The organism is Clostridium sp. AUH-JLR23 (assembly GCF_964238065.1).
Taxonomy (GTDB): Bacteria; Bacillota_I; Bacilli_A; order Erysipelotrichales; family Coprobacillaceae; genus Allocoprobacillus; species Allocoprobacillus merdigallinarum.
On the sequence record NZ_CAXSKY010000019.1, the window covers coordinates 23765 to 45394 of the forward strand.

A 21630-nucleotide genomic window follows, 5' to 3' on the forward strand; every position below is an offset into this window, starting at 1 on the left:
ATTTTCAACATTTGAACTTTCCTTTTAATCTTGCAAAGTTTCTTTATAATATGTTCCCCATTGTCCCATAATATCAATAATAGGACGAAGCGATTCACCTATTTCACTTAAACTATATTCAACTCTTGGTGGTACTTCAGGATAAGCCGTTCTGATGACAATACCATCTTCTACCATGGATTTAAGTGTAGCAGTTAAAACTTTTTGAGAAATACCATCTAATGATCTCCTTAGTTCATTATAACGTTTTTTTTCAGTCATCAAATCTCTTAAAATGAGAAGTTTCCACTTACTTCCTATAAGTTGAACAGTTGTCGCAACAGGACATTCAGGTAAATTTTCTTTTTTGATCATTTCAAACACTCCTTATAGTCAATTTTTATGATATATGCCAAAAGTTATGTATATATGAATTATATGATATGTATCAATCATGATGCAATTCATAAAATCAATTTTTTATAATTCCTACTTTTTGGTAACTATGGCACAAAAAAGTGCCTACTTACAAATTTATCAATTTTGTAGTATATTATGATAGAGGAGAAGAACAATGGAAAAGCAAATAGATTTAAATAAAGAGTTTTTTATACCTGTTCATACAAATATTGAAAATGTAGAACTTGATGGTGAAAAAGTAATAAGAGTTGTCAAAGCTGAAAAAATCATGGAATTTGATGAAAATACTTATGCGAAATTAAAAGATTTTTCATTTCACAATGGAACAATCGAAGTGAAAATGTTAAGTCGTCTATTGCCTGATGCACCAGATTTCGCAAGAGGATTTATAGGTATTGCTTATCGTATTACAGATGATGACAAGCAATTTGAATCATTTTATGTAAGACCAACAAATGGTAAACAATGTCAAGATCCTATGAGAAAAACGCATGGATGTCAGTATTTTTCATATCCAAAATATACTTTTGAATATTTTAGAAATCATCAGATTACACAATATGAAGCACCTGTTGATATTGATTTGAATGAATGGATTCAATTAAAAGCAGTTATTGCAGATGAACATGCTTCCTTTTATATCAATGATAAGCTGATTCTTGTTGTTGAGGATATGAAACATGGAAAAGATTTAGAAGGTTCAGTTGGATTTTTTGTGGATATTGGAACAGAAGCTTTCTTTAAAGATTTAAAAATTGATATCAAATAGTTATTTGAAAAGCTAACCCTGGGGTTAGCTTTTAAAGTTCATGAAATATAGGTTGCATCTTATCAAAAGTACAATAATGTTGAAATCCTAATTTTTTAAGTTCTTCTTTGGCTTCTTCAATATAAGCACCGAGATGATCTGGTTGGTGTGAATCACTACCAATTGTAATGATTTGACCACCCAGTTCTTTATAAAGCTTTAAAATATCTCGAGATGGTGTCATATCTTTTAAGCCATAACGATGATATGAAGTATTGATTTCAATGCCTTTACCATCTTTGATAACAATCTCTAAAATATCTTTGACAATATCTTGAATATAAGCAAAATCAATAACACCATTTAAATCATAACGCGTAATCAAATCCATGTGTCCTAAAACACTATAATCTTTATATGTTTTTACAACTTCAAGCATTTCCTGATAATAGCGCATATTATATTCAAGCTGTGTTTTGCCTTTTTGAAAATCCTGTGTCCAAAATTCTTGATCTTCTACCTGATGAATAGAAAGAATAATAAAATCAAAAGGATATTCATGAAATAGTTTTTGATATTTTTCAATTGTATGTGTCTGAATACCAAATTCCAGTCCCATTTTTAATGTGATTTGATCTTTATATTTGTCTTTTAAATCAAGAATTTCTTTTTCATATTCTGGATAGTTAACATTCGCAAAAGACATGCCATCTCTTGTTTGGCAAGCTCTTGGATCATCCCAGTCATATTTGATTCCATAATCCACATGATCAGTAAAACAGATTTCTGATAATCCTTTATTAATTCCATCTTTCACAACATCTTCCATGAGATATTCACTATCATCACTATAGTTGGTATGTACATGATAATCACAAAGCATAATATTCCTCCTATCTTTATTTCTAGTTTATCAAAAAAACATAAAATAGAAAGCTAAAAACATCATCCTGACAAATATTTTTCAATAAAACAAGATCATTTCTTTATTTTAAGAGTATATTTTGTAAATCTTATTTACAAAATATAAGCCTATACATTTTATTTTTTAGAACAGGTTTTGAAGCTTCCCTTCAAGTCTTTTATCATGAAATCCTTTTTGTTAAATTAAAAAAGCAGAAAGGAGAAAAGTTATGGAAAGTATCAGAAATTATAAAAGTGTAAGCCTTTGGCAACGTTATCAGAATAGTTATTTAAGTTACTTTTTCATGTATAATTTTTATTATTTATCATGGGCATTATTCAGTGCTTTGATTTCAGTTTATTTGATGGGCATGGGATTTAAAGCCAGTGAGGTTTCATTGGTTGTGTCTGCGTCATTTTTAATATCTTTAATCACACAACCCATCATTGGCAAATGGAATGATCAGTATAATCTCAAAAAAGTGAATACTGTTTTATTTCTCATTGCGATTGTGGGCGGTCTTGTTTTTATGTTATCACGTTATCTTATCATGATTATGATCAGTTACAGTGTTGTCTTGATGAGCATTAATGGTGTCAATCCCATCATGGAAAAAATTGCGACAGCGTCCCCTTATCAATATGGAAAAATAAGAATTTGGGGAACAATTGGTTATGCTTTAGGTTCACAATTAGCTGGAATTCTATACGAACGTATTTCACCACAATCTATTTTTATTGTTTTTGTTTTCACTATGTTTTTATGTATTCTGGGTTTATTAGGAACTCAGCCACATATGCAAAAACAATCACAGCGTGACAATACAGCCAAAACAAGCGAAATATTAAAAAATAAAAAGTTCTTATATTATTTAATGATTTGTGGTCTGTTTTATGGTGTGACTTATATGTCCAATACATTTATTCCATCCATGTTAACAGATAAAGGGTTAGATGTAGGAATAACATCGACAGTCTTATCTATTGCTGTTTTTTGTGAAGCACCACTTGTATTATTGTCTAGTCATTTTATGGATCGTTTATCTAATAAAACATTATTAATGATTGCGACGACAATGGTCTGTGCTCAATGTGCTGTATATGGATTGGACATGCCTATGTGGATGACTGTTATCGTCACTTTTTTAGTCAAGCATCCTGCTGGGATGTTATTTATAATGATTAATCTTAAAGTTGTGAACACATTAATTGATGAAAAACATCAAATGACCGCTTTAGCTATTGTTGCGACATTAAAAAATCTAGTTTCCATTATCTTTCAAAATGCAGCTGGATACATACTGGATATGAGCTCATATTCTTATCTTTATATGATTTGTTTGATGTGTATGGTGATCAGTTTGTTATTAGTTATTTTCTTTAAGATTGATCGAGGAAATGATAAGACATTATTTAGTTAGGAGATGAGAAAATTGAAAACAAAGAAATTAACCTTTGGAGCTATGTGCCTGGCTTTATCTTTATTATTACCACAGGCTTTCCATATGATTGGTATGCAGCAGGCAGGTTCTGTCTTTTTGCCTATGCATATCCCTGTTTTTATTGGTGGTTTATTATTGGGTCCTATTTATGGATTGTTTTTAGGAATCTTTGCACCACTAACAAGTTTTGTTGTGACAGGTATGCCTAGTGCAGACCGTGTCTTATTTATGATGTGTGAATTGGCAACTTACGGAACAGTCAGTGGACTTATGTTTCATCAGTTCCATTTCGCTCAAAAGAAATGGGGAGCTCTGTCAGCTTTAGTTATTTCCATGCTGGCAGGAAGAGTTGTTTATGGTATCGTGATTTCAATTGCGACATATCTGTTCAACATTCCTTTAGGAGGATTGCCAGCAGTCATTGTAGCAACGACAACAGGAATACCAGGTATTATCATTCAGCTGATATTTGTACCTACTGTTGTCATGGCCATTATCAAAGGAGGCTATTTTGATGAATTTGCAGCAGTTGAAAGAAAAGCTTAAGGAAGATGATGCTTCGCTAGTTGCGAAAGTCAAAGGAGAAATCTATGAATCACATCTTCATGGGATAGGAGCGATACTGAATCCAATGAAAGAGAATCAGAACTTTTTTGAAGATGGGATAGTGGTCGATAGAGTGATAGGCAAAGCTACTGCCATGTTGTTAGCATTATCAAAGGTCCAATATGTATATGCCTATGTGATGAGTGAGAAAGCCAAAGAGATATTTGATCTGTATGATATTGAATATGGCTATGAAGAAACAGTACCTTATATTATCAATAGAACACATGATGGAATGTGTCCTATGGAAAGGATTGTAAATGATCTTCATGATCCCCAAGAAGTCTTTCAATGTTTAAAGAAACAAGTCAAAATATGAAAGGAAGGAAAATAATGAAAGCAAAAGTTTATTTTATTAAAGATATTACACCAGAAAATTTAATCAAAGCCTATGAAGTTTTAGGAAAAAAACTAGAAGGCAAAGTTGCAGTGAAAATGCATTCTGGTGAAAAAGGCAATCAGAACTATTTAAGACCTGAATTTGTTCAGGATATTATCAAACATGTCAATGGGACTGTTGTAGAATGCAATACTGCCTATGCAGGAGCTAGAAATACAACAGAAAAACATAAGAAGCTTATTGAAGAACATGAATGGACAAAGTATTTTCCATTTGATTTGTTGGATGAAACAGGACCTGATATGGAACTGGATATTCCCAATGGAAAAATCTTAAAGAAAAATTATGTTGGAAAAGATTTGGCTAAATATGATTCATTGATGGTCTTATCACACTTTAAAGGGCATGCTATGGGTGGATATGGAGGAGCATTGAAACAACTTTCTATTGGTTGTGCCTCTTCAGCAGGAAAGACATTAATCCATACAGCAGGAGTGACAGATGATCAGTATGTTTTATTTGATAATCTACCAGAGCAGGATCGTTTTCTCGAAGCAATGGCAGATGCAGCCTCAAGTGTTGTGGATTACTTTAAAGGCAATGCTGTTTATTTGAATGTCATGAAGAACATATCAGTAGATTGCGACTGTGATGGACATGCAGCGCCACCATGCATGAAAGATATCGGTATTCTTGCAAGTCTTGATCCTGTTGCAGTGGATCAGGCATGTCTGGATCTGGTTTATCAATCAGAAGATCCAGGAAAAGAAGCCTTGATACAAAGAATTGAATCATTACATGGAGTTCATACTATTGAAGTAGCAGCTGATTTAGGAGTTGGAACACGTGAATATGAACTGATTGAAATAAATGAGGAGGAATATCAATGATAGGTACAATTGCTGCATTCCTTACAACACTATCATTTTTACCACAGGCTTATCAGGTTATTAAAACAAAAGATACATCTGGTATTTCTTTAGGAATGTATACAATGTTTGTCATTGGTGTCTTTTTATGGATTATTCACGGATGGAATATTCAAGATTATAATCTCGTTGGCGCCAATGCGATTACATTCATTTTTGCTTCTATTATTTTGATATATAAGATTAAATATAAATAGAAGCAAAAGAGTCTCTTATATGATTAAATTGTATATGAATTTATAAAACTGTGCTTTATGAAAAGTATACGAGTAGAAAGAATATGGTATCAATCTGAGCATATATAATCGTTTTATATAAGAATGTAAATTCTATTTTGAATTCATAGCAGTTAAAAATAAAAAAATGTAAATGATATTTGAAAGTCATTTACATTTATTTTTTTGTTTTTTCGATTATGAAATAATATCCCTGAGGTGAAAAACATGGAAGAAAAATTAAGGAGTCAAAAGATTTCAAAGTTATTATTGACATTAGCTGTTCCATCCATTTGTGGACAGATTGTCACATTGATTTATAACATGGTAGATCGTATGTATATTGGAAGATTGCCAGATGGTGCATTAGCTATGGCAGCCATTGGCTTATGTGTCCCTCTGACAACGATTATTACTGCCTTTAATGGTTTGCTTGGAAGAGGAGGTGCCCCTTTAAGCTCCATTGCTTTAGGGAAAGGAGATCAAAAAGAAGCCCAACAGATTTTAACAACAAGTTTTATCTGTTTGATTGTGACTTCACTTTTCATCACTTTGAGTGTCTTGATATTTCAAGATCCTTTACTTTATCTCTTTGGTGCAAATCAGGAAACATTGCAGTATGGTAGAGATTATGTTTCCATTTATGCTTTAGGAACAATTTTTATTCAGTTGACTGTTGGCTTAAATTATTTTGTTAATGCTCAAGGATATACAAAATTCAGTATGTTTACTGTTTTATTGGGTGCTGTTCTCAATATTATCCTTGACCCTATCTTTATTTATACTTTCGATTTAGGTGTGAAAGGAGCAGCTATCGCGACTGTTATTTCACAGGGTGTCAGTTGTTTATGTGTATTAGGTTTCTTTAAGAGTCAAAAAACAATTATACGTATTCAGTTAAAAGGTTTTCAAATGGAGTGGCAGTCATTAAAAAAGATTCTCACATTAGGATCTTCACCATTCTTTATGTCTGCTTCTGAAGGTTTATTAACAATCAGTTTTAATCAGCAGTTATTATCCTTTGGTGGCGCATTAGCCGTAAGTGCTATGACGATTATGACATCAATGTTTCAGTTTATATTACTTCCTATTGAAGGTGTTGCAGCAGGAAGTCAACCGATTATATCTTATAACTATGGTGCTAAACAATATGAAAGATGTCAGGAAACAATATCTTTAGCCATGAAAGTCACATGTTTATATAGTCTTGTTGCAGTGTTCTTTATGGAATTGTTCCCAAATGTATTTGTCAGTATTTTTACAAATGATACGCAACTGATAGAACTAAGTAGCTGGATGCTAAGAGTTTATATCTTAGGTGGATGTATCATGGGAATCAATTCTACATGTCAACAATCCTATAATTCACTAGGAGAAGGCAAAATATCATTTTTCTTTGCTTTCTATCGCAAAATTCTTTTATTGATTCCTCTTATCTTCTTATTGCCATTATTCATTGAAAATCAGGTTTTTGCAGTTGTATTAGCTGAACCATTATCGGATTTTATAACAACAATAACCAACTTTATTTACTTTCATAAAGTTTTCATTAAGAAAAAGTTACCTGTCTCTACACAAAATCAACATGTTCTCCATGAACATTTAAGGAGCTGGATATAATGGCATTATCAATGTGGAATAGTTGGTCGAAAAGTCGTCGAGGGAAACCAGTTTATGATCAATGGTTAGATGAATATTTAGAAATCATGAATCAAGAGGATATGATTCTAGACTTAGGATGTGGCAATGGGGCGAATACACTTTATCTTATAGAAAGAGGGTATCAGGTTTTATCAGTTGATTATGCATTGGAAGCATTACAGAATGTTAAAGATTTTATTGCAGAAAGTCAGACTTTACATGTAGATATGCGTCAATTGTTACCATTTCAAAATAATCAGTTCTCAACTGTTATCGCAGATATCTCTTTACATTATTTAAAAGACGAAGAAATGAAACAGATCATGCATGAATTAAGAAGAATTATCAAACCACAAGGCTATTTACTCGCAAGGGTATCATCAAGTCAAGATTATCATGGTTATGGTTTAGAAATAGAATCTAGATATTATGATTTTGGAAGTTATGGACAAAGATATTTTGTTGAAGAAGATTTGCAAAAGTATTTTTCTATATTAGGTTATATGGAATATAAACATACCAAGATGATGAGGGATGAACCATTTTATCAACATCCTAAATATCTATATCAAATAAAAGTTGTGAATACAAAGGAGAGAGAAAAATGAACAAGGATACAAAAGTAAAATTATGTTGTTGTCAAAAAATGCCAGTTGTTGCTTTAGGGGTATGGCAAAGTGGAAAAGACACAAAACAAGCTGTTTTAGATGCTTTAAAAGCTGGATATCGTCATATTGATACTGCATCCTGTTATGGAAATGAAGAAGCTGTTGGAGAAGCAGTTAAAGAAAGTGGAATACCAAGAGAAGACATCTTTATCACGACTAAATTATGGAATGAAGATATCCGTCAACATCGTACTCAAGATGCGCTTAAGGAAAGCTTAAAAAGACTACAGTTGGATTATGTTGATTTATATTTGATTCATTGGCCAGCCCAAGGCTATGTAGAGGCTTATTTAGAAATGGAGAAACTGAAGAAAGAAGGACTTGTGAAAAGTATAGGTGTTTCTAATTTTAGAAAATCTCATTTACAAAATTTATTATCTCAAGTTCATAAGATTCCAGCTGTCAACCAAATTGAAATCAATCCTCAAATGCAGGATGAAGAAACAATCCAATTCTGTCAGGACAATAAAATTGTCTTAGAGGCCTGGTCACCATTAGGAAGTGGTGCTTGTCTTCATATTCCTGTTATTGAAATGATTGCAAACAAATATCATAAATCTACAGCTCAAATTATTTTAAGATGGTTACTTCAAAGACATATTGTTGTTTTACCTAAGTCTGTTCATAAAGAACGTATTGAAGAAAATATTGATTTATTTGATTTTGAATTAACTGATGAAGAAATAAATTTAATGAATGCACTTAATCAAAATCAAAGAACAGGACCAGATCCAGATCATTTTGATTTTTAAATTCAGGAGGTATCAAAGTGTTTATTCGTTATAAAAATAGTTATCTGAGTTATTTACTCATGTATTTCTTTTATTTCTTCTCATTAGCTGTTTTTTCTGGATATATTTCTGTCTATTTGATGGATAAAGGCTATCATGCTTCACAAGTCTCAATGGTTGTTTCATGGTCATTTATCCTATCTATGGTTATTCAACCTATCATAGGTTATCTAAATGATCATTATCATCAAAAGACATTGAATATGCTGATTTTATTGATAGCAGCTATATTAGGTGTTTGTTTTATTTATGCACAAAATATTTATTTGATTGCTATGATTTATAGTCTTGCTTTAGGATTATTTAATGCAGCTAATCCCGTTATTGAAAATATGGCAACATTATCACGTTTTTCCTATGGAAAGATTAGAATCTGGGGAACAATAGGTTATGCTGTCGCATCTAAAGTCTCAGGTGTTATTTATGATTATGTTTCTCCAGAAGCCATGTATGCTTTTTTTACAATTGGCCTTATTTTCTGTGTTATAGGGATTTATGGAACACAAAATGTCAAACAGATCAAAATGCAAAAGAAAGAAAAATCTTCAGGCCTTTTACAAAAAAACTTTATTATCTATTTAGTCATTGTCTGTCTGTTTTATGCTATCACAAATACGAATACCACTTATTTACCTGCAATGTTTCAAAATATGGGCTTATCAATGAATACAACCTCAACAGTTATCTTTATCTTAACATTATCTGAATTGCCTGTTATTTTCTTTTCTCACCAATATATGAATAGACTCACAAATAAACAATTATTAGTTGGTATTTTTATCTTGTTGATCATTCAGTTTCTAACATATAGCTGTATTCATCAACCATTGATTGTTGTTATTGTTTCTATATGTACCAAAGCTGTATCAACAATGTTATTTATTATGTTAAATTTAAAAATTGTATCTACAATTGTCGATATCAAACATCAAATGAGTGCTTTAGCTTTAGTTCAAACCTGTCGAAATTTAGGATCCATTGTTTTTCAATGGATAGCTGGTTATTTGATAGATTTTTATTCATATGATATATTTTATTTGATTTTAGCTTTATTATCTATTGTTGGCATGATCATTTGTCTTCTTTACCGTATTCCAAGTGGGAATGATCAGCATTTATTTGATTAGGAGGTTTATATGGAATTTCAAAATAAAGTTGTCGTAGTGACAGGTGGATCTAAAGGTATTGGAAAGTGTATATCAGAAATGTTTCAAAAAGAAGGAGCTCATGTTTGTGTTATTGATATTGAGGAAAATGATTATTTTCAGGGTGATATTGGAAACAAAGAAGTTTTAGAAAAGTTTTATCATAAGGTTATTCATGACTATGGACACGTAGATTATCTTATTCATAATGCGAAGCCATTGTTTAAAGGGATTGATGAATGTACTTACGAAGAATTCCAATATGCTATGTCAGTAGGCGTAAGTGCACCTTTCTATCTGACAAAACTGTTTCAGGATAATTTTGGTGAAGGTGCCTGTGTCATTCATATTTCTTCATCAAGAGATCGTATGAGTCAGCCTCAAAGTGAGAGTTACAGTGCAGCAAAAGGAGGAATAAGCGCTTTAACACATAGTTTGGCTATTTCTTTGGCAGGAAAGGCTAGAGTCAATTCGATTTCACCGGGATGGATTCAAACAGAATCAGATCAGACTCTCTATAATGAAGCAGATGTTTTACAGCATCCAGTCAAACGTATTGGGAAAGTCGAAGATATTGCGCATATGGTTTTGTTTTTATGTAGCGATAAAGCAGGATTTATAACTGGTGAGAATATCTGTATTGATGGTGGTATGACAAAGCAGATGATTTATCATGGAGAATATGGATGGGAATATCAGGAAGAAAAAAAGATATAGCTCTTAGTGCTGCTATATCTTTTTAAAACTCTTCTTCTTTCATAATATCAATGGTTGAAAAACGACCTTTTTCAATCATTGAAGAAATCTTGGTTTTTCGTTCAACATTTTTATCATAATTTAAGGCAAAGATACATGAATACAAAAGGTCTAAAATATATTCAAAAGAAATATCTGTAGAAAAAGTTGCAATCTTTGAATAAAGCTTTTCTCTTGTACAAATTCTTAAAACAACATCAGCATTTTTAGAGACAGTGTTTTCGCCAATATTGGTAATAGCAATGATAGGGATGCGATTAACCTTTAAAGCTTGAATGACTCTAGAAAGAATAGGTGTCTCACCGGAATAAGAAACAATAATGGCGCAGGAATGAGAATCAGCATTCATGGCGCTATAAACAAATTCTCCCTGTAAATTGCAGATAGTCACCTTTTTTTGAATTCTCGACATATTATGAGCAAATTCTTGAGTTATAAGACCATTATTGCTGACAGCGAAAACATAAATGGAGGAAGCTTTACGAATCGTTTGAACTGCTTTTTGTAAGTCATCATGAGTCACAAGTGATAAAGTATCATCAATAGCTTCTTTTTTTAAGATAGCTAACTTTGAAGCAATAGACATAATCGTATCATCATTAGTAAAAGGAAAATTAGCATCAACATCTAGAAAATGTGTTTCAAGATAAGCTTCTTCCTTAAGATAGGCTTCCTTTAATTCATTCCATCCCTTAAATTTCATTTTATGAGCAATTCTTATCAACGTCGATGGAGATGTGTAAGTTGCATTAGCAATATCTTTCGTTGTCATATCTTTGATATTCATTTTTTCCTTTAAGATATAATCAATAATAACTCTTTCACTATTAGAAAATTCACATCTTTCCAGTCTTTCTCTTATTAACATGTTCATCACCTCTCTTTCTTATCATAACATAATTATTTGAGAGTCTCTAGAATCACACCCATATTCAAAATGAATTTACAGAATTAGATATCAAAAATCATTTATTTGTAAATGGGGTTTTATTTTAAAGAAATTCTATTGTTTGATGAACTCAAAATTAATATGATAAAAGTGCTTAAAAAAGAAAGAAGTGATGAAAATGATTGATTTTACTTATCAAAATCCAACAAAAATTATTTTTGGAAAAGGAAGTATTGAAAAACTATCAGATGAAATTTTAAATGTAGGGACACGTGTATTGTTGGTGTATGGTGGCGAAAGTCTGAAAAATAGTGGAACATATAATTGTATTACCCAGCAACTTCAAAGCCATCTTATTGATTATCAGGAGTTATCTTATGTAACGATTCCTTCATTAGATCGTGTTTATGAAGGAATTCAATTGGTTAAAGATTATCAGTTAGATATGGTTATTGGGATTGGTGGAGGAACATGTATAGATGTTGCCAAAGCTATTGCTTTAGGGGCAGCAAATGATTTGGATATTTGGAATGTTCTGACTGGAAAAATCAGTTATGAAGATTTGAATTGCTTGCCAATAGCATCCATTGTCACAATACCAGGCAGTGGTAGTGAAATGGATGGGAATAGTGAGATTGATAATATTGATACAGGTGTTCATGGCAGCATTGGATCATTTATGAAATCATATCCACGTTTTTCTATTCTAGATCCAGAGCTAACCTATGATATTCCCTATTCATTGACACTTTATCATGGTGTAACGATTCTTGTACAGGCGATGGAGCAGTATGTCTGTCAGACTTTAGATACACCTATTCAGGATGGACTTGCAGAAAGTATTCTCAAAACTGTTCTTTCATCTTTAAAACGTTTAAAAAACAATCTTCATGATGAAGATGCCAGAGCTCAATTGATGTGGGCTAGTGCTTTGACGACCAGCCGTCTTATAGCAAGAGGAAAACAATCGTTATGGCTTGGTGGCGCTTTGGGAGGCATAATTGAAGAAAAATTTGGATTAACTTATAGTCAAGGTATTGCCATTACTTGGCCTAAATATTTATTAACTTGTTATAAAGAGTATATAACAATCTTAAAATCATTTGCCATCAATGTCATGAATATAAGTCCTGAAAACAAATCTTGTGATGAAATCGCCTATGAAGGGGTGAAAGCTTTTCAGGAGACATTGTTGGAATTAGGTGTTGCCAATACTATTTTAGATTTAGGATTACAGACATGTGAAATTAGTGAAATGAGTGATAACATTGAGCGTTTTGCTTCAAAGAATGTCATGACAAAAGAAGATATCAAAACAATTATTCAATTATCAATAGGAGGTTAAATATGTTATCAGATTCAAAATTGGGTTTTGGTTTAATGAGATTACCAAAAGATGAACAAGGAAATATAGAATTACAAGAAGTACAAAGAATGGTTGATTCTTATATGGAACGAGGATTTAACTATTTTGATACGGCATATGTGTATGCTGGAAGCGAAGACGCTATTCGTCAAACTTTAGTAGAAAAATATCCTAGAGATGCTTATACTCTAGCGGATAAGCTACCAGCCTGGAAGTTAAAGAGTCAGGAAGATGTTGAAAGAATTTTTCAGGAATCATTAAAGACAACTGGTGTTGATTATTTTGATTTCTATTTATTGCATAGTGTTGAAAAAAGTCATTATCCAACATATGAAAAATATCAATGTTTTGATTTTATTCAAAAGATGAAAAGTCAGGGAAAAATCAAATATATAGGATTCTCATTTCATGATGATGCTGATTTTTTAGACAAAGTTTTAACAGAGCATCCTGAAATAGATTTTGTACAGTTACAACTTAACTATTTAGATTGGGAAAATGGAGTCATTCAATCAAGAAGAAATTATGAAGTAGCTAGAAAACATCATAAACCCATTGTTGTGATGGAACCTGTAAAAGGTGGAACACTGGCAAGCTTTTCTGAGGATATTGAAAAAATATATAAGGACTACGCTCCTGAAAAATCTATAGCATCATGGGCTTTGCGTTATGTTGCATCCTTAGATGGTGTTATGACAATTTTATCAGGTATGTCCAATGCACAACAGATGAATGATAATTTGGATACGATGACTCTTTTTGAAAAAATCAATGACGAAGAAGCCAAATTGATCAAGCAAGTTACAGATCAGGTTTTATCATATCCAACCATTCCATGTACAAAATGTCGTTACTGTACATCAGGCTGTCCAATGCATATTCAAATACCGGATTTATTTACAGCTTACAACAGTGCCAAAATGTATGGTGAAAATAGACGCTATCAGACTTATTATAAAGATCATAGCACAGGAGATTACAAGCCAGCAAACGCATGTATTGAATGTGGACAATGTGAAAGTGTCTGCCCACAGCATTTAGAAATTATATCTTTATTAAAAGAGGTATCAGCAGTATTTGATCAATAAAAAGGAGATGAAGTTGATGAATAAAGAACGTTTATTTCATTATTTTTATAAATGGCTTGGTAACTTACAAAATGCACATATATGTGATGAAAAGAAAATGATTTGTTTCTGTAATGAAAATTATCATGCTCACGTTGTTTTTTACCAACAGCTTCATACAGTAGAACTATCTATTGAAGATAAACAAACAAATCAAAATGTTTTCTATCTTCATTTTGAAGTTAAAGACATGTTAACAAGTAGAAACCATATTTTATCTTTTTTGCAATTTTTACAAGGGCGTGGAAATGATTTCCGTCATCAGTCCATTTTGCATTTAGCACCAATCAAAATATTAATCAGTTGTTCATCCGGTTTCACAAGTTCCTATTTTGCTTCTTTGATGCAGGAAACTTTTGAAAATCAGAATATTCATGTTCAAATTGATGCCTATTCTGTTTTAGAACTTGAACATGTAGAAAAAGATTATGATGTGATTTTACTTGCACCACAGGTTGCCTATATGTATCCTTCTTTAAATAAGAAATTTGGAAAGAAGATTATGCAGATTGAAGCTATGGATTTTGCGACAGGCAATGTCAATCATACTTTAGAGACTATTTTTGCATAAAATATTTTTGAAAGATAAATTCTGTTATTGTAAACTCTCAATAACAGAGTTTTCTTTCTTTGTAAAATTAAAAGAGTCATGTATATTTGTATAATAAATGATATTGCATAAACAGTTTCAATGATTTAATAAAGCTAAAAGATATTGATATCAATAAAAATATACTTATAATAAAATTATAAGCTTATATTTTATATGAGGAAGGGAGAAAGAAGATGGTATTAAGTAAAGATTTTTTATGGGGTGGAGCTTTAGCTGCCCATCAATTTGAAGGTGGTGTTTTAGAAACATCAAAAGGTTTGAGTGTGGCAGATGTCATGACGGCAGGAGCACATGGTGTGCCTAGAGAAATTACGGATGGTGTGATTGAAGGAAAATACTATCCTAATCATGTTGGGATTGATTTCTATCATCATTATAAAGAAGATATTGCCATGTTTGCTGATATGGGCTTTAAATGTTTTAGAACATCTATTGCTTGGACACGTATCTTTCCATTAGGTGATGAAGAAGAACCTAATGAAGAAGGATTACAGTTTTATGATGATGTTTTTGATGAATTATTAAAATATGGTATTGAACCCGTTATTACTTTATCTCACTTTGAAATGCCATATCATTTAGCCAAAGAATATGGTGGATTCATGAACAGAAAGACAATTGATTTCTTTGTGAAATTCGCAAAGGTCTGCTTTGAAAGATATAAAGATAAAGTCAAATATTGGATGACTTTCAATGAGATCAACAATCAGATGAATTATAAGAATGATATCTTCGGATGGACAAACAGTGGAGTTCATTTTGGAGATTATGATAATCCAGAGGAAGCCATGTATAAATGCGCTCATCATACCCTAGTTGCCAGTGCTCTAGCGGTTAAAGCTGGAAAAGAAATTAATCCTGATTTTCAAATTGGAAATATGATAGCCATGGTACCAATTTATCCATATTCATGTCGTCCTGCAGATATGGTGTTATCAGTTCAAATGATGCATGATCGCTGGTTCTTCTGTGATGTACAATGTCGTGGACATTATCCAGCTTATGCTTTAAAGATGTTTGAAAGAAAAGGATTTGATATTAATATTACAGAAGAAGATAAAAAAATCTTAGCAGAGGGAACAGTGGATTATATTGGATTCAGTTATTATATGACAAACACTGTAGATTCAACAGCGCATAAAGATGTTTCTAAGGCAACAGATGGTTCTAGTGAATACAGTGTAGAAAATCCATATGTCAAAGTTTCTGACTGGGGATGGGCTATTGATCCAGAAGGATTAAGATATGCCTTGAATATTTTCTATGAAAGATATGAAAAACCATTATTCATTGTAGAAAATGGATTTGGCGCAATAGATGTTAAAGAAGCAGATGGTTCATGCCATGATCCATATCGTATTGCTTATTTAAGAGCACATATTGAAGAAATGAAGAAAGCAGTAGAAGAAGATGGCGTAGATTTGATGGGATATACACCATGGGGATGTATTGACTGTGTTTCATTTACAACAGGAGAAATGAAAAAACGTTATGGATTTATTTATGTAGATAGAGATAATGAAGGACATGGAACATTAGAAAGAAGTAAAAAAGATTCTTATGATTGGTATAAGAAAGTCATTGCTTCTAATGGTGAAGATTTAGATTAATCAAAAAGAGAATACAATATTAAAAAGAGGTTCCAAGATTTTCTTGGAGCTTTTTTTGTAAAAAATCATAGACTTGAAAATATTTATTATTGAGAATATTTAAAAAAATAGATAAGATAGAATTATGGGAAAAGTGGTGAAATCATGGTTAAAAACAATTTAAAATCATTAATAGTGATTTTAGGCATCATTGGAGCATTGATGATAGGTATTATTTATTATCATTATCAATATCCCAATACACAAAATCGCATATTTGGTGTGACATACATGACAATGAATAATCCTTTTTATGAAGTTATCAACAATGAGTTATTGAAAGCAATAGAAGACAATGGCGATCAGCTTCTTGTCAGAGATCCTGCTTTAGATGTGGATAAACAAATAGAACAGATATACTCATTTATTGATTATCATGTAGATGGTATTTTTATTAATCCCATTGATTCTGAGAAAATTACACCAGCATTAGAAGCAGCTCATCAAGCTGGAATACCGGTTATTGTTGTGGATGCACCTGTTAAAAATGAAGAACTTGTGAATTGTACAATTGTTTCAGATAATTATGATGCAGGGGTACAATGTGCCAATGATATGATGAAAAGATTTGATTCTGCGCGCATTGTTTTGTTGAAACATACAAATGTCAAATCTGCGAAAGATCGTATAGATGGTTTTTTAGATACAATAGATGGATTATCACAATATCAAGTTGTAGATGAAGGTGAGTGTGAAGGACAGGTAGAACTGGCGATGCCTTTAATGGAAGATATATTACAGCGTCAATCAAATATTGATGTTGTCATGGCATTGAATGATCCAAGTGCTTTAGGAGCTTTGGCTGCATTGGAAGCACATCATCAGGAAAATACAGTTGTTTATGGAGTTGATGGAACACCTGATATGAAAACACTTATAGGTAGTCATGCAATGATAGCTGGAACAGTCGCTCAATCACCTATTTCTATTGGGCATCTGGCAGCAGAAAAAATGTATGAATACTTAGCAGGAAAAGATATTGAAAATGTAGTTGTCATACCTGTTCAACTGATTAATGAAGATAATATTGAAACGTATGATGAAACGGGGTGGCAATAATGCAATATTCTTATCAGCGTTTATTATCATTTTTAAGAAATGCAATGACGATATTGAATATGTTGATTGTTGTTTTTTATGGCAGTGTTATTCTTTTGACAACGCAATATATTGTTTCCACACGTTTGGCTAGGGATTTTTTAGATCGGATTACGCATCTTCCACATCAGCCCATTGTTGCATTTTTTGGTTCATTGATGTTGTATGGTATATTTATCTTTATTATGTATAGTCGTAGTGAAAAAGTAATTGCGCATAAAAGACTCAATTTTATTTATAGTTTTATTGAAATGATTGTTAGTTTTACTTTGATTTATTTTTTGTATATGGGATATAATGGTATCTTGTTGCTTGTTTTTTGTGATTGTATATTTCATTTAAGAGATGGAAGATATTCTAAGTGGTTTATTTGGGTTTTGGTTGTGGCTTATTTAATATCTAGTTATGATGTTTTTTCGGCTATTTTTCCATTGACAAGTATAAATGAATATTTTCAAATCTATGGATCACAAATTAATGGTATCTTTATGATGAGTAAGTCATGTTTAGAAACGCTCAATATGATATTGTTTATTGCTTTTATGATTGTTTATCTGGTAGATGAAATACAAAAGAATCAGCATATTTCTCAAGAATTGGATATGGTGCATCAGGTGAATAAAGAATTAGAAAATTATGCAGCCATTACCGAAAAAATTGGAGAAAACAATGAAAGAAAACGTCTGGCTAGAGAAATCCATGATACTTTAGGTCATGCCTTGACGGGAATAGCAGCAGGAGTGGATGCTTGTATTGCGATGATTGATCAAAATCCTAAAGCAACGAAAGCACAGCTACAAGTTATTTCAAAAGTTGTCAGGCAGGGCATTAAAGATGTTCGTAATTCTTTAAATAAGTTAAGACCAGGAGCTTTAGAAGAACATAGTTTAAAAGAAGCTATAGAACGTATGATAGGAGAATTTTCCAGTGTAAGTGATCTGACGATTGCATTAGAGTATGAACTAGAAAATATAGATCTGGAAAAAACAAAAGAAGAAATTTTATTTAGAATTATACAGGAATCTATTACGAATGCTTTGCGTCATGGACATGCGACAGAAGTTCATATTCATCTTTATCAGGAAAATCATTTCTTATATCTCAAAATACAAGATAATGGAATTGGTTGTGATCATGTCCATTATGGATTTGGCTTAACACAAATGAGAGAACGTCTTGCGGTTATTAATGGTCAGGTAGAGTTTGATGGTCATCATGGCTTTTTGACAATCGCTAAAATACCAGTATAAGTAAGGGGAGAGGACAGATAATGATTAAAGTGATTATTGCAGATGATCAGGAATTGATTAGAGAATCTTTAAAAATTGTATTAGGGACACATGAAGATATCCAGGTTGTAGATGTTGCATCGGATGGGTTTGAAGTGATTCATATTCTTGAACAAGAAACAGCTGATGTCATTTTGATGGATATTCGTATGCCAGGAATGGATGGTGTTCACTGTACAAAAATTGTGAAGGAAAAATATCCTCAAACAAAAATTATTATTTTGACAACATTTGATGATGACGATTTCGTATTTAGTGCGCTTAAATATGGAGCGAGTGGTTATTTATTGAAAGGTGTAGGAATGGATGAGCTTTATCAGGCTATTGTCACTGTGAATAGTGGTGGAGCTATGATTAATCCCGATATTGCCACGAAAGTTTTCAGCATGTTTTCTAAAATGACACAAAATAATTATGCAATTCAGGTTGATGAAGAGGCTATTCAAGATATTAGTCATCCTGAATGGCGAGTGATTCAACAAGTTGCATTTGGATTATCCAATAAAGAAATAGCACAAAAGCTTTTTCTATCAGAAGGAACAGTAAGAAATTATTTAAGTTCGATTTTATCTAAATTAAATTTAAGAGATCGTACACAACTGGCAATATGGGCGGTACAAACAGGTATTACGACAAAGGATTTTAGCGATGAGTAGAAAAAAGATAGTCTGTATACTGGTTGTATTGGGATGTCTTTTATGTGTTGTTTGGCGCCCTCAACGCATAACTTTAAAAGTTGGTATTTTTGCTGGAAGTAACTGGGATGTACCTAATGGTGATTGTTATAAAATTATTGATCAGGCTATTGAAAGATATGAAGAGGAAAATCCTGATATTCATATTGAATATGAAAGTGGTATTTTAAAAGATGATTATTCAGAATGGTTATCTGCTCAATATTTAAAAGGAGAAGAACCAGACATCTTTATGGTCTTAAGTGAAGATTTTAATACTTTAAGTGCGCTAGGTGCATTAAAGAACTTAGATGATTTTATGCAAAAAGATAGTCAGTTTCATAGCGATGATTACTATGAAAACGCCTTGCTTGCAGGGCAATATCAGCATCATCAGTATGCTTTGCCTTATGAAAGTAATCCAACATTAATGTTTGTGAATCAAACATTACTGCAAAAAGAAAATATAGATCTTCCAAGTAATGACTGGACTTTAGATGATTTTTATAATATCTGTCAACAAGTAACAAAAGATACGAATAATGATGGACAGATTGACCAATATGGTTGTTATAATTATGATTGGTTAGACTCTGTTTATAGTCATGAAGTTAGTTTGTTTGATGAAACAGGTCAGACATGTTATTTAAACCAGGAACCTGTAAAAAATGCGATTGCTTTCATTCAGAGATTGAATCAATTGAATAAAGGCTATACAGTGACTTCTCAGGATTTTGATACAGGGAAGGTGGCATTTTCTCCGATGCCTTTTGCACAATATCGTACTTATAAGCCTTATCCTTATCGTGTTCAAAAATATTCTCAGTTTGAATGGGATTGTGTTCCTATGCCTGGGATGACAGAAAGTCGTAGTGAAGTGTCTTCATTATTGATGGGTATTTCTGCTCGTACATCTTATGGACAGCAGGCCTGGGATTTTTTAAAACTACTAACATATGATCAAGAAACGCAAGCAAGTCTTTTTCGCTATTCACAGGGAATATCATCTTTAAAAACTGTTATTCAATCAACTGAAGCATTAAGTCTACTCAACGAAGAATCCTTAGGAGATACGCAAGTTGATTTAAGCTTGTTGAATGATGTTATGGAAAATGCTATGAATCAAAATCAATTTCGAAAATATAATGCCACTCTAACAATGATGGATACACAGATACAACAGATGATACAAAATAATGAAGATTTAGATTTATCATTAATGTCTTTACAAAATGAAGTTAATGAATATTTAAGAGAATAAAGCATCAAAAATTGTATATTTTTCTAACTTGTTTATGATTTATAATGAGTCATGAAAAAATAAGAGATTTCAACAATGATTTTACGCTATCATTTAAGAAATCTCTTTTTATATTTCATTATTATATTCTTTTATATCTGTAATTAGAGGCTTTCTCTTATTTTGTTTCTCACCATCATAAGACTATATCCTAGTAAATTTTTACCCTCCCAATAAGACATATCATATCTTTTTTTATCATTCATTGACAAACCAATACCCCAGATTTTATCGCCAACAGCGCATTCAGCCAATATAGTTTCTTGTGTGTTTAATAATTCTATTTTTAATTGTTCATTTTGTGAAAATTTAGCTAATAAACCTTCATAAATAATAATTTGCCTGATACCATTCCAATAAGATTCATTATAATTGGAAACTTCTCTTCCTAACGCTTTGATAGTGGCAGGATTATCAGTAGATAGTATTTTTTCAGCTATTTCATGATCATGAAAATATTTAGCTTTCATATACATCATGTATTGTTCCATAGAAGAAAAGGACATATCATGTATAGTAAACTGTGATATGTACCAATTGCTTAAATATCCATTTTCTTCATCTGGGTTATGAAAGAAAACAAAATCCATATTAGTATTCACCCACTTTCTTGACTGCTAATTCTAAATTATCAGTTAGGTAAAAAATCCTCTACCATAATCATGCTTATCTTCTCCATAGCCATAAGTAGGTTTAATCATTTTATGAGGACTTCCATGATATAAAATAATTTTCGTCATATGATCTGTTCCTTTCTTTTCAACTGAGTTAATAATAATAAAACTATACTGAAAACTTATCTATGTGGAAAGTCATTTATGACAGCAATAACATAGCTCCATCTTGTTGTATAAATATGAGTGTTTTCTCATCTTTCTTGTTAATTACTTTGAATATTTCATGATGAGATTTATATTGATAAAATATCCCATTCTATAATAACAATTCATTCTTCTTATGGATAATTTTGCTATATGTTTCTATTGAGTACAAGAGTTAATTGTTAAGAAAAGCAATTTATTAAAAAAGCATGACAAATGTC

The 21630-nt window shown here is 31.8% G+C and carries 24 protein-coding genes; 19 read left to right on the forward strand and 5 right to left on the reverse strand.

Annotated features, from left to right (window positions below; genetic code table 11):
• Positions 1-24 precede the first annotated feature (24 nt).
• Positions 25-354 (reverse strand): winged helix-turn-helix transcriptional regulator, encoded by a 330-nt coding sequence (locus ACESR5_RS09650; RefSeq protein WP_373155315.1) that lies wholly within the window; start codon positions 352-354, stop codon positions 25-27.
• Between the two features lie 199 nt (positions 355-553).
• Between ACESR5_RS09650 and ACESR5_RS09655 the strand changes: the two genes are divergently transcribed.
• Positions 554-1168, forward strand: coding sequence for a hypothetical protein (locus tag ACESR5_RS09655; protein ID WP_373155317.1), 615 nt, complete (start codon positions 554-556; stop codon positions 1166-1168).
• A gap of 31 nt (positions 1169-1199) precedes the next feature.
• Here the strand turns inward: ACESR5_RS09655 and ACESR5_RS09660 are convergent, their stop codons facing one another.
• A complete protein-coding gene (locus ACESR5_RS09660; protein WP_373155319.1) occupies positions 1200-2030 on the reverse strand; it encodes a histidinol-phosphatase HisJ family protein in 831 nt (276 codons plus the stop codon).
• Between the two features lie 250 nt (positions 2031-2280).
• On the opposite strand from ACESR5_RS09660, the gene ACESR5_RS09665 reads away from it, so the two are divergent.
• The 10 genes from ACESR5_RS09665 to ACESR5_RS09710 all read left to right on the forward strand — a co-directional run bounded on the left by ACESR5_RS09665 (position 2281) and on the right by ACESR5_RS09710 (position 10544).
• Complete coding sequence (locus ACESR5_RS09665) at positions 2281-3471, forward strand: MFS transporter (protein WP_373155321.1); 1191 nt, start codon at positions 2281-2283, stop codon at positions 3469-3471.
• Between the two features lie 12 nt (positions 3472-3483).
• Positions 3484-4038 (forward strand): ECF transporter S component, encoded by a 555-nt coding sequence (locus ACESR5_RS09670; protein ID WP_373155323.1) that lies wholly within the window; start codon positions 3484-3486, stop codon positions 4036-4038.
• Positions 4007-4417: a DUF1893 domain-containing protein gene (locus tag ACESR5_RS09675; protein WP_373155325.1), complete on the forward strand. Its 411-nt coding sequence runs from the start codon at positions 4007-4009 to the stop codon at positions 4415-4417. The genes ACESR5_RS09670 and ACESR5_RS09675 overlap by 32 nt, the downstream gene beginning before the upstream one ends.
• Before the next feature lie 14 nt (positions 4418-4431).
• Positions 4432-5328, forward strand: a complete 897-nt coding sequence (locus tag ACESR5_RS09680; protein WP_373155327.1) for a DUF362 domain-containing protein — start codon at positions 4432-4434, stop codon at positions 5326-5328.
• On the forward strand, positions 5325-5564 hold the full coding sequence (locus tag ACESR5_RS09685; RefSeq protein WP_373155329.1) for a SemiSWEET transporter: 240 nt from the start codon (positions 5325-5327) through the stop codon (positions 5562-5564). The genes ACESR5_RS09680 and ACESR5_RS09685 overlap by 4 nt, the downstream gene beginning before the upstream one ends.
• A 246-nt stretch (positions 5565-5810) precedes the next feature.
• On the forward strand, positions 5811-7202 hold the full coding sequence (locus ACESR5_RS09690) for an MATE family efflux transporter (RefSeq protein WP_373155331.1): 1392 nt from the start codon (positions 5811-5813) through the stop codon (positions 7200-7202).
• Complete coding sequence (locus tag ACESR5_RS09695; protein ID WP_373155333.1) at positions 7202-7831, forward strand: class I SAM-dependent methyltransferase; 630 nt, start codon at positions 7202-7204, stop codon at positions 7829-7831. The genes ACESR5_RS09690 and ACESR5_RS09695 overlap by 1 nt, the downstream gene beginning before the upstream one ends.
• The gene (locus ACESR5_RS09700; RefSeq protein ID WP_373155335.1) at positions 7828-8643 is read left to right on the forward strand and encodes an aldo/keto reductase; all 816 of its coding nucleotides are present in this window, start codon (positions 7828-7830) and stop codon (positions 8641-8643) included. The genes ACESR5_RS09695 and ACESR5_RS09700 overlap by 4 nt, the downstream gene beginning before the upstream one ends.
• A 17-nt stretch (positions 8644-8660) precedes the next feature.
• Positions 8661-9809, forward strand: a complete 1149-nt coding sequence (locus ACESR5_RS09705; protein WP_373155337.1) for an MFS transporter — start codon at positions 8661-8663, stop codon at positions 9807-9809.
• Between the two features lie 9 nt (positions 9810-9818).
• Entirely contained in the window at positions 9819-10544 is a 726-nt protein-coding gene (locus tag ACESR5_RS09710) for an SDR family oxidoreductase (protein WP_373155339.1), read from the forward strand.
• Between the two features lie 22 nt (positions 10545-10566).
• Here ACESR5_RS09710 and ACESR5_RS09715 read toward each other — a convergent pair whose 3' ends face one another.
• A complete protein-coding gene (locus ACESR5_RS09715; protein WP_373155341.1) occupies positions 10567-11451 on the reverse strand; it encodes a MurR/RpiR family transcriptional regulator in 885 nt (294 codons plus the stop codon).
• Between the two features lie 199 nt (positions 11452-11650).
• Between ACESR5_RS09715 and ACESR5_RS09720 the strand changes: the two genes are divergently transcribed.
• From ACESR5_RS09720 to ACESR5_RS09755, 8 genes are all read left to right on the forward strand, one after another.
• Complete coding sequence (locus tag ACESR5_RS09720; protein WP_373155343.1) at positions 11651-12817, forward strand: iron-containing alcohol dehydrogenase; 1167 nt, start codon at positions 11651-11653, stop codon at positions 12815-12817.
• Between the two features lie 2 nt (positions 12818-12819).
• Complete coding sequence (locus ACESR5_RS09725) at positions 12820-13926, forward strand: aldo/keto reductase (RefSeq protein WP_373155345.1); 1107 nt, start codon at positions 12820-12822, stop codon at positions 13924-13926.
• Between the two features lie 16 nt (positions 13927-13942).
• Positions 13943-14536, forward strand: a complete 594-nt coding sequence (locus ACESR5_RS09730; RefSeq protein WP_373155347.1) for a PTS sugar transporter subunit IIB — start codon at positions 13943-13945, stop codon at positions 14534-14536.
• Positions 14537-14751: 215 nt separating this feature from the next.
• A complete protein-coding gene (locus ACESR5_RS09735; RefSeq protein ID WP_289527961.1) occupies positions 14752-16188 on the forward strand; it encodes a 6-phospho-beta-glucosidase in 1437 nt (478 codons plus the stop codon).
• Positions 16189-16332: 144 nt separating this feature from the next.
• On the forward strand, positions 16333-17286 hold the full coding sequence (locus ACESR5_RS09740) for a sugar ABC transporter substrate-binding protein (RefSeq protein ID WP_373155349.1): 954 nt from the start codon (positions 16333-16335) through the stop codon (positions 17284-17286).
• Positions 17286-18575, forward strand: coding sequence for a sensor histidine kinase (locus ACESR5_RS09745; protein ID WP_087936076.1), 1290 nt, complete (start codon positions 17286-17288; stop codon positions 18573-18575). Before ACESR5_RS09740 ends, ACESR5_RS09745 begins: the two co-directional genes overlap by 1 nt.
• 20 nt (positions 18576-18595) lie before the next feature.
• Complete coding sequence (locus tag ACESR5_RS09750) at positions 18596-19270, forward strand: response regulator transcription factor (RefSeq protein ID WP_087244262.1); 675 nt, start codon at positions 18596-18598, stop codon at positions 19268-19270.
• Positions 19263-20549 (forward strand): ABC transporter substrate-binding protein, encoded by a 1287-nt coding sequence (locus ACESR5_RS09755; protein ID WP_373155352.1) that lies wholly within the window; start codon positions 19263-19265, stop codon positions 20547-20549. Before ACESR5_RS09750 ends, ACESR5_RS09755 begins: the two co-directional genes overlap by 8 nt.
• 143 nt (positions 20550-20692) lie before the next feature.
• On the opposite strand, the gene ACESR5_RS09760 is transcribed toward ACESR5_RS09755, so the two are convergent.
• Together ACESR5_RS09760 and ACESR5_RS09765 are read right to left on the reverse strand one after the other, a co-directional pair.
• On the reverse strand, positions 20693-21178 hold the full coding sequence (locus tag ACESR5_RS09760; RefSeq protein WP_373155354.1) for an NADAR family protein: 486 nt from the start codon (positions 21176-21178) through the stop codon (positions 20693-20695).
• Between the two features lie 45 nt (positions 21179-21223).
• Entirely contained in the window at positions 21224-21328 is a 105-nt protein-coding gene (locus ACESR5_RS09765; RefSeq protein WP_143746597.1) for a DUF3990 domain-containing protein, read from the reverse strand.
• Positions 21329-21630: the final 302 nt, after the last annotated feature.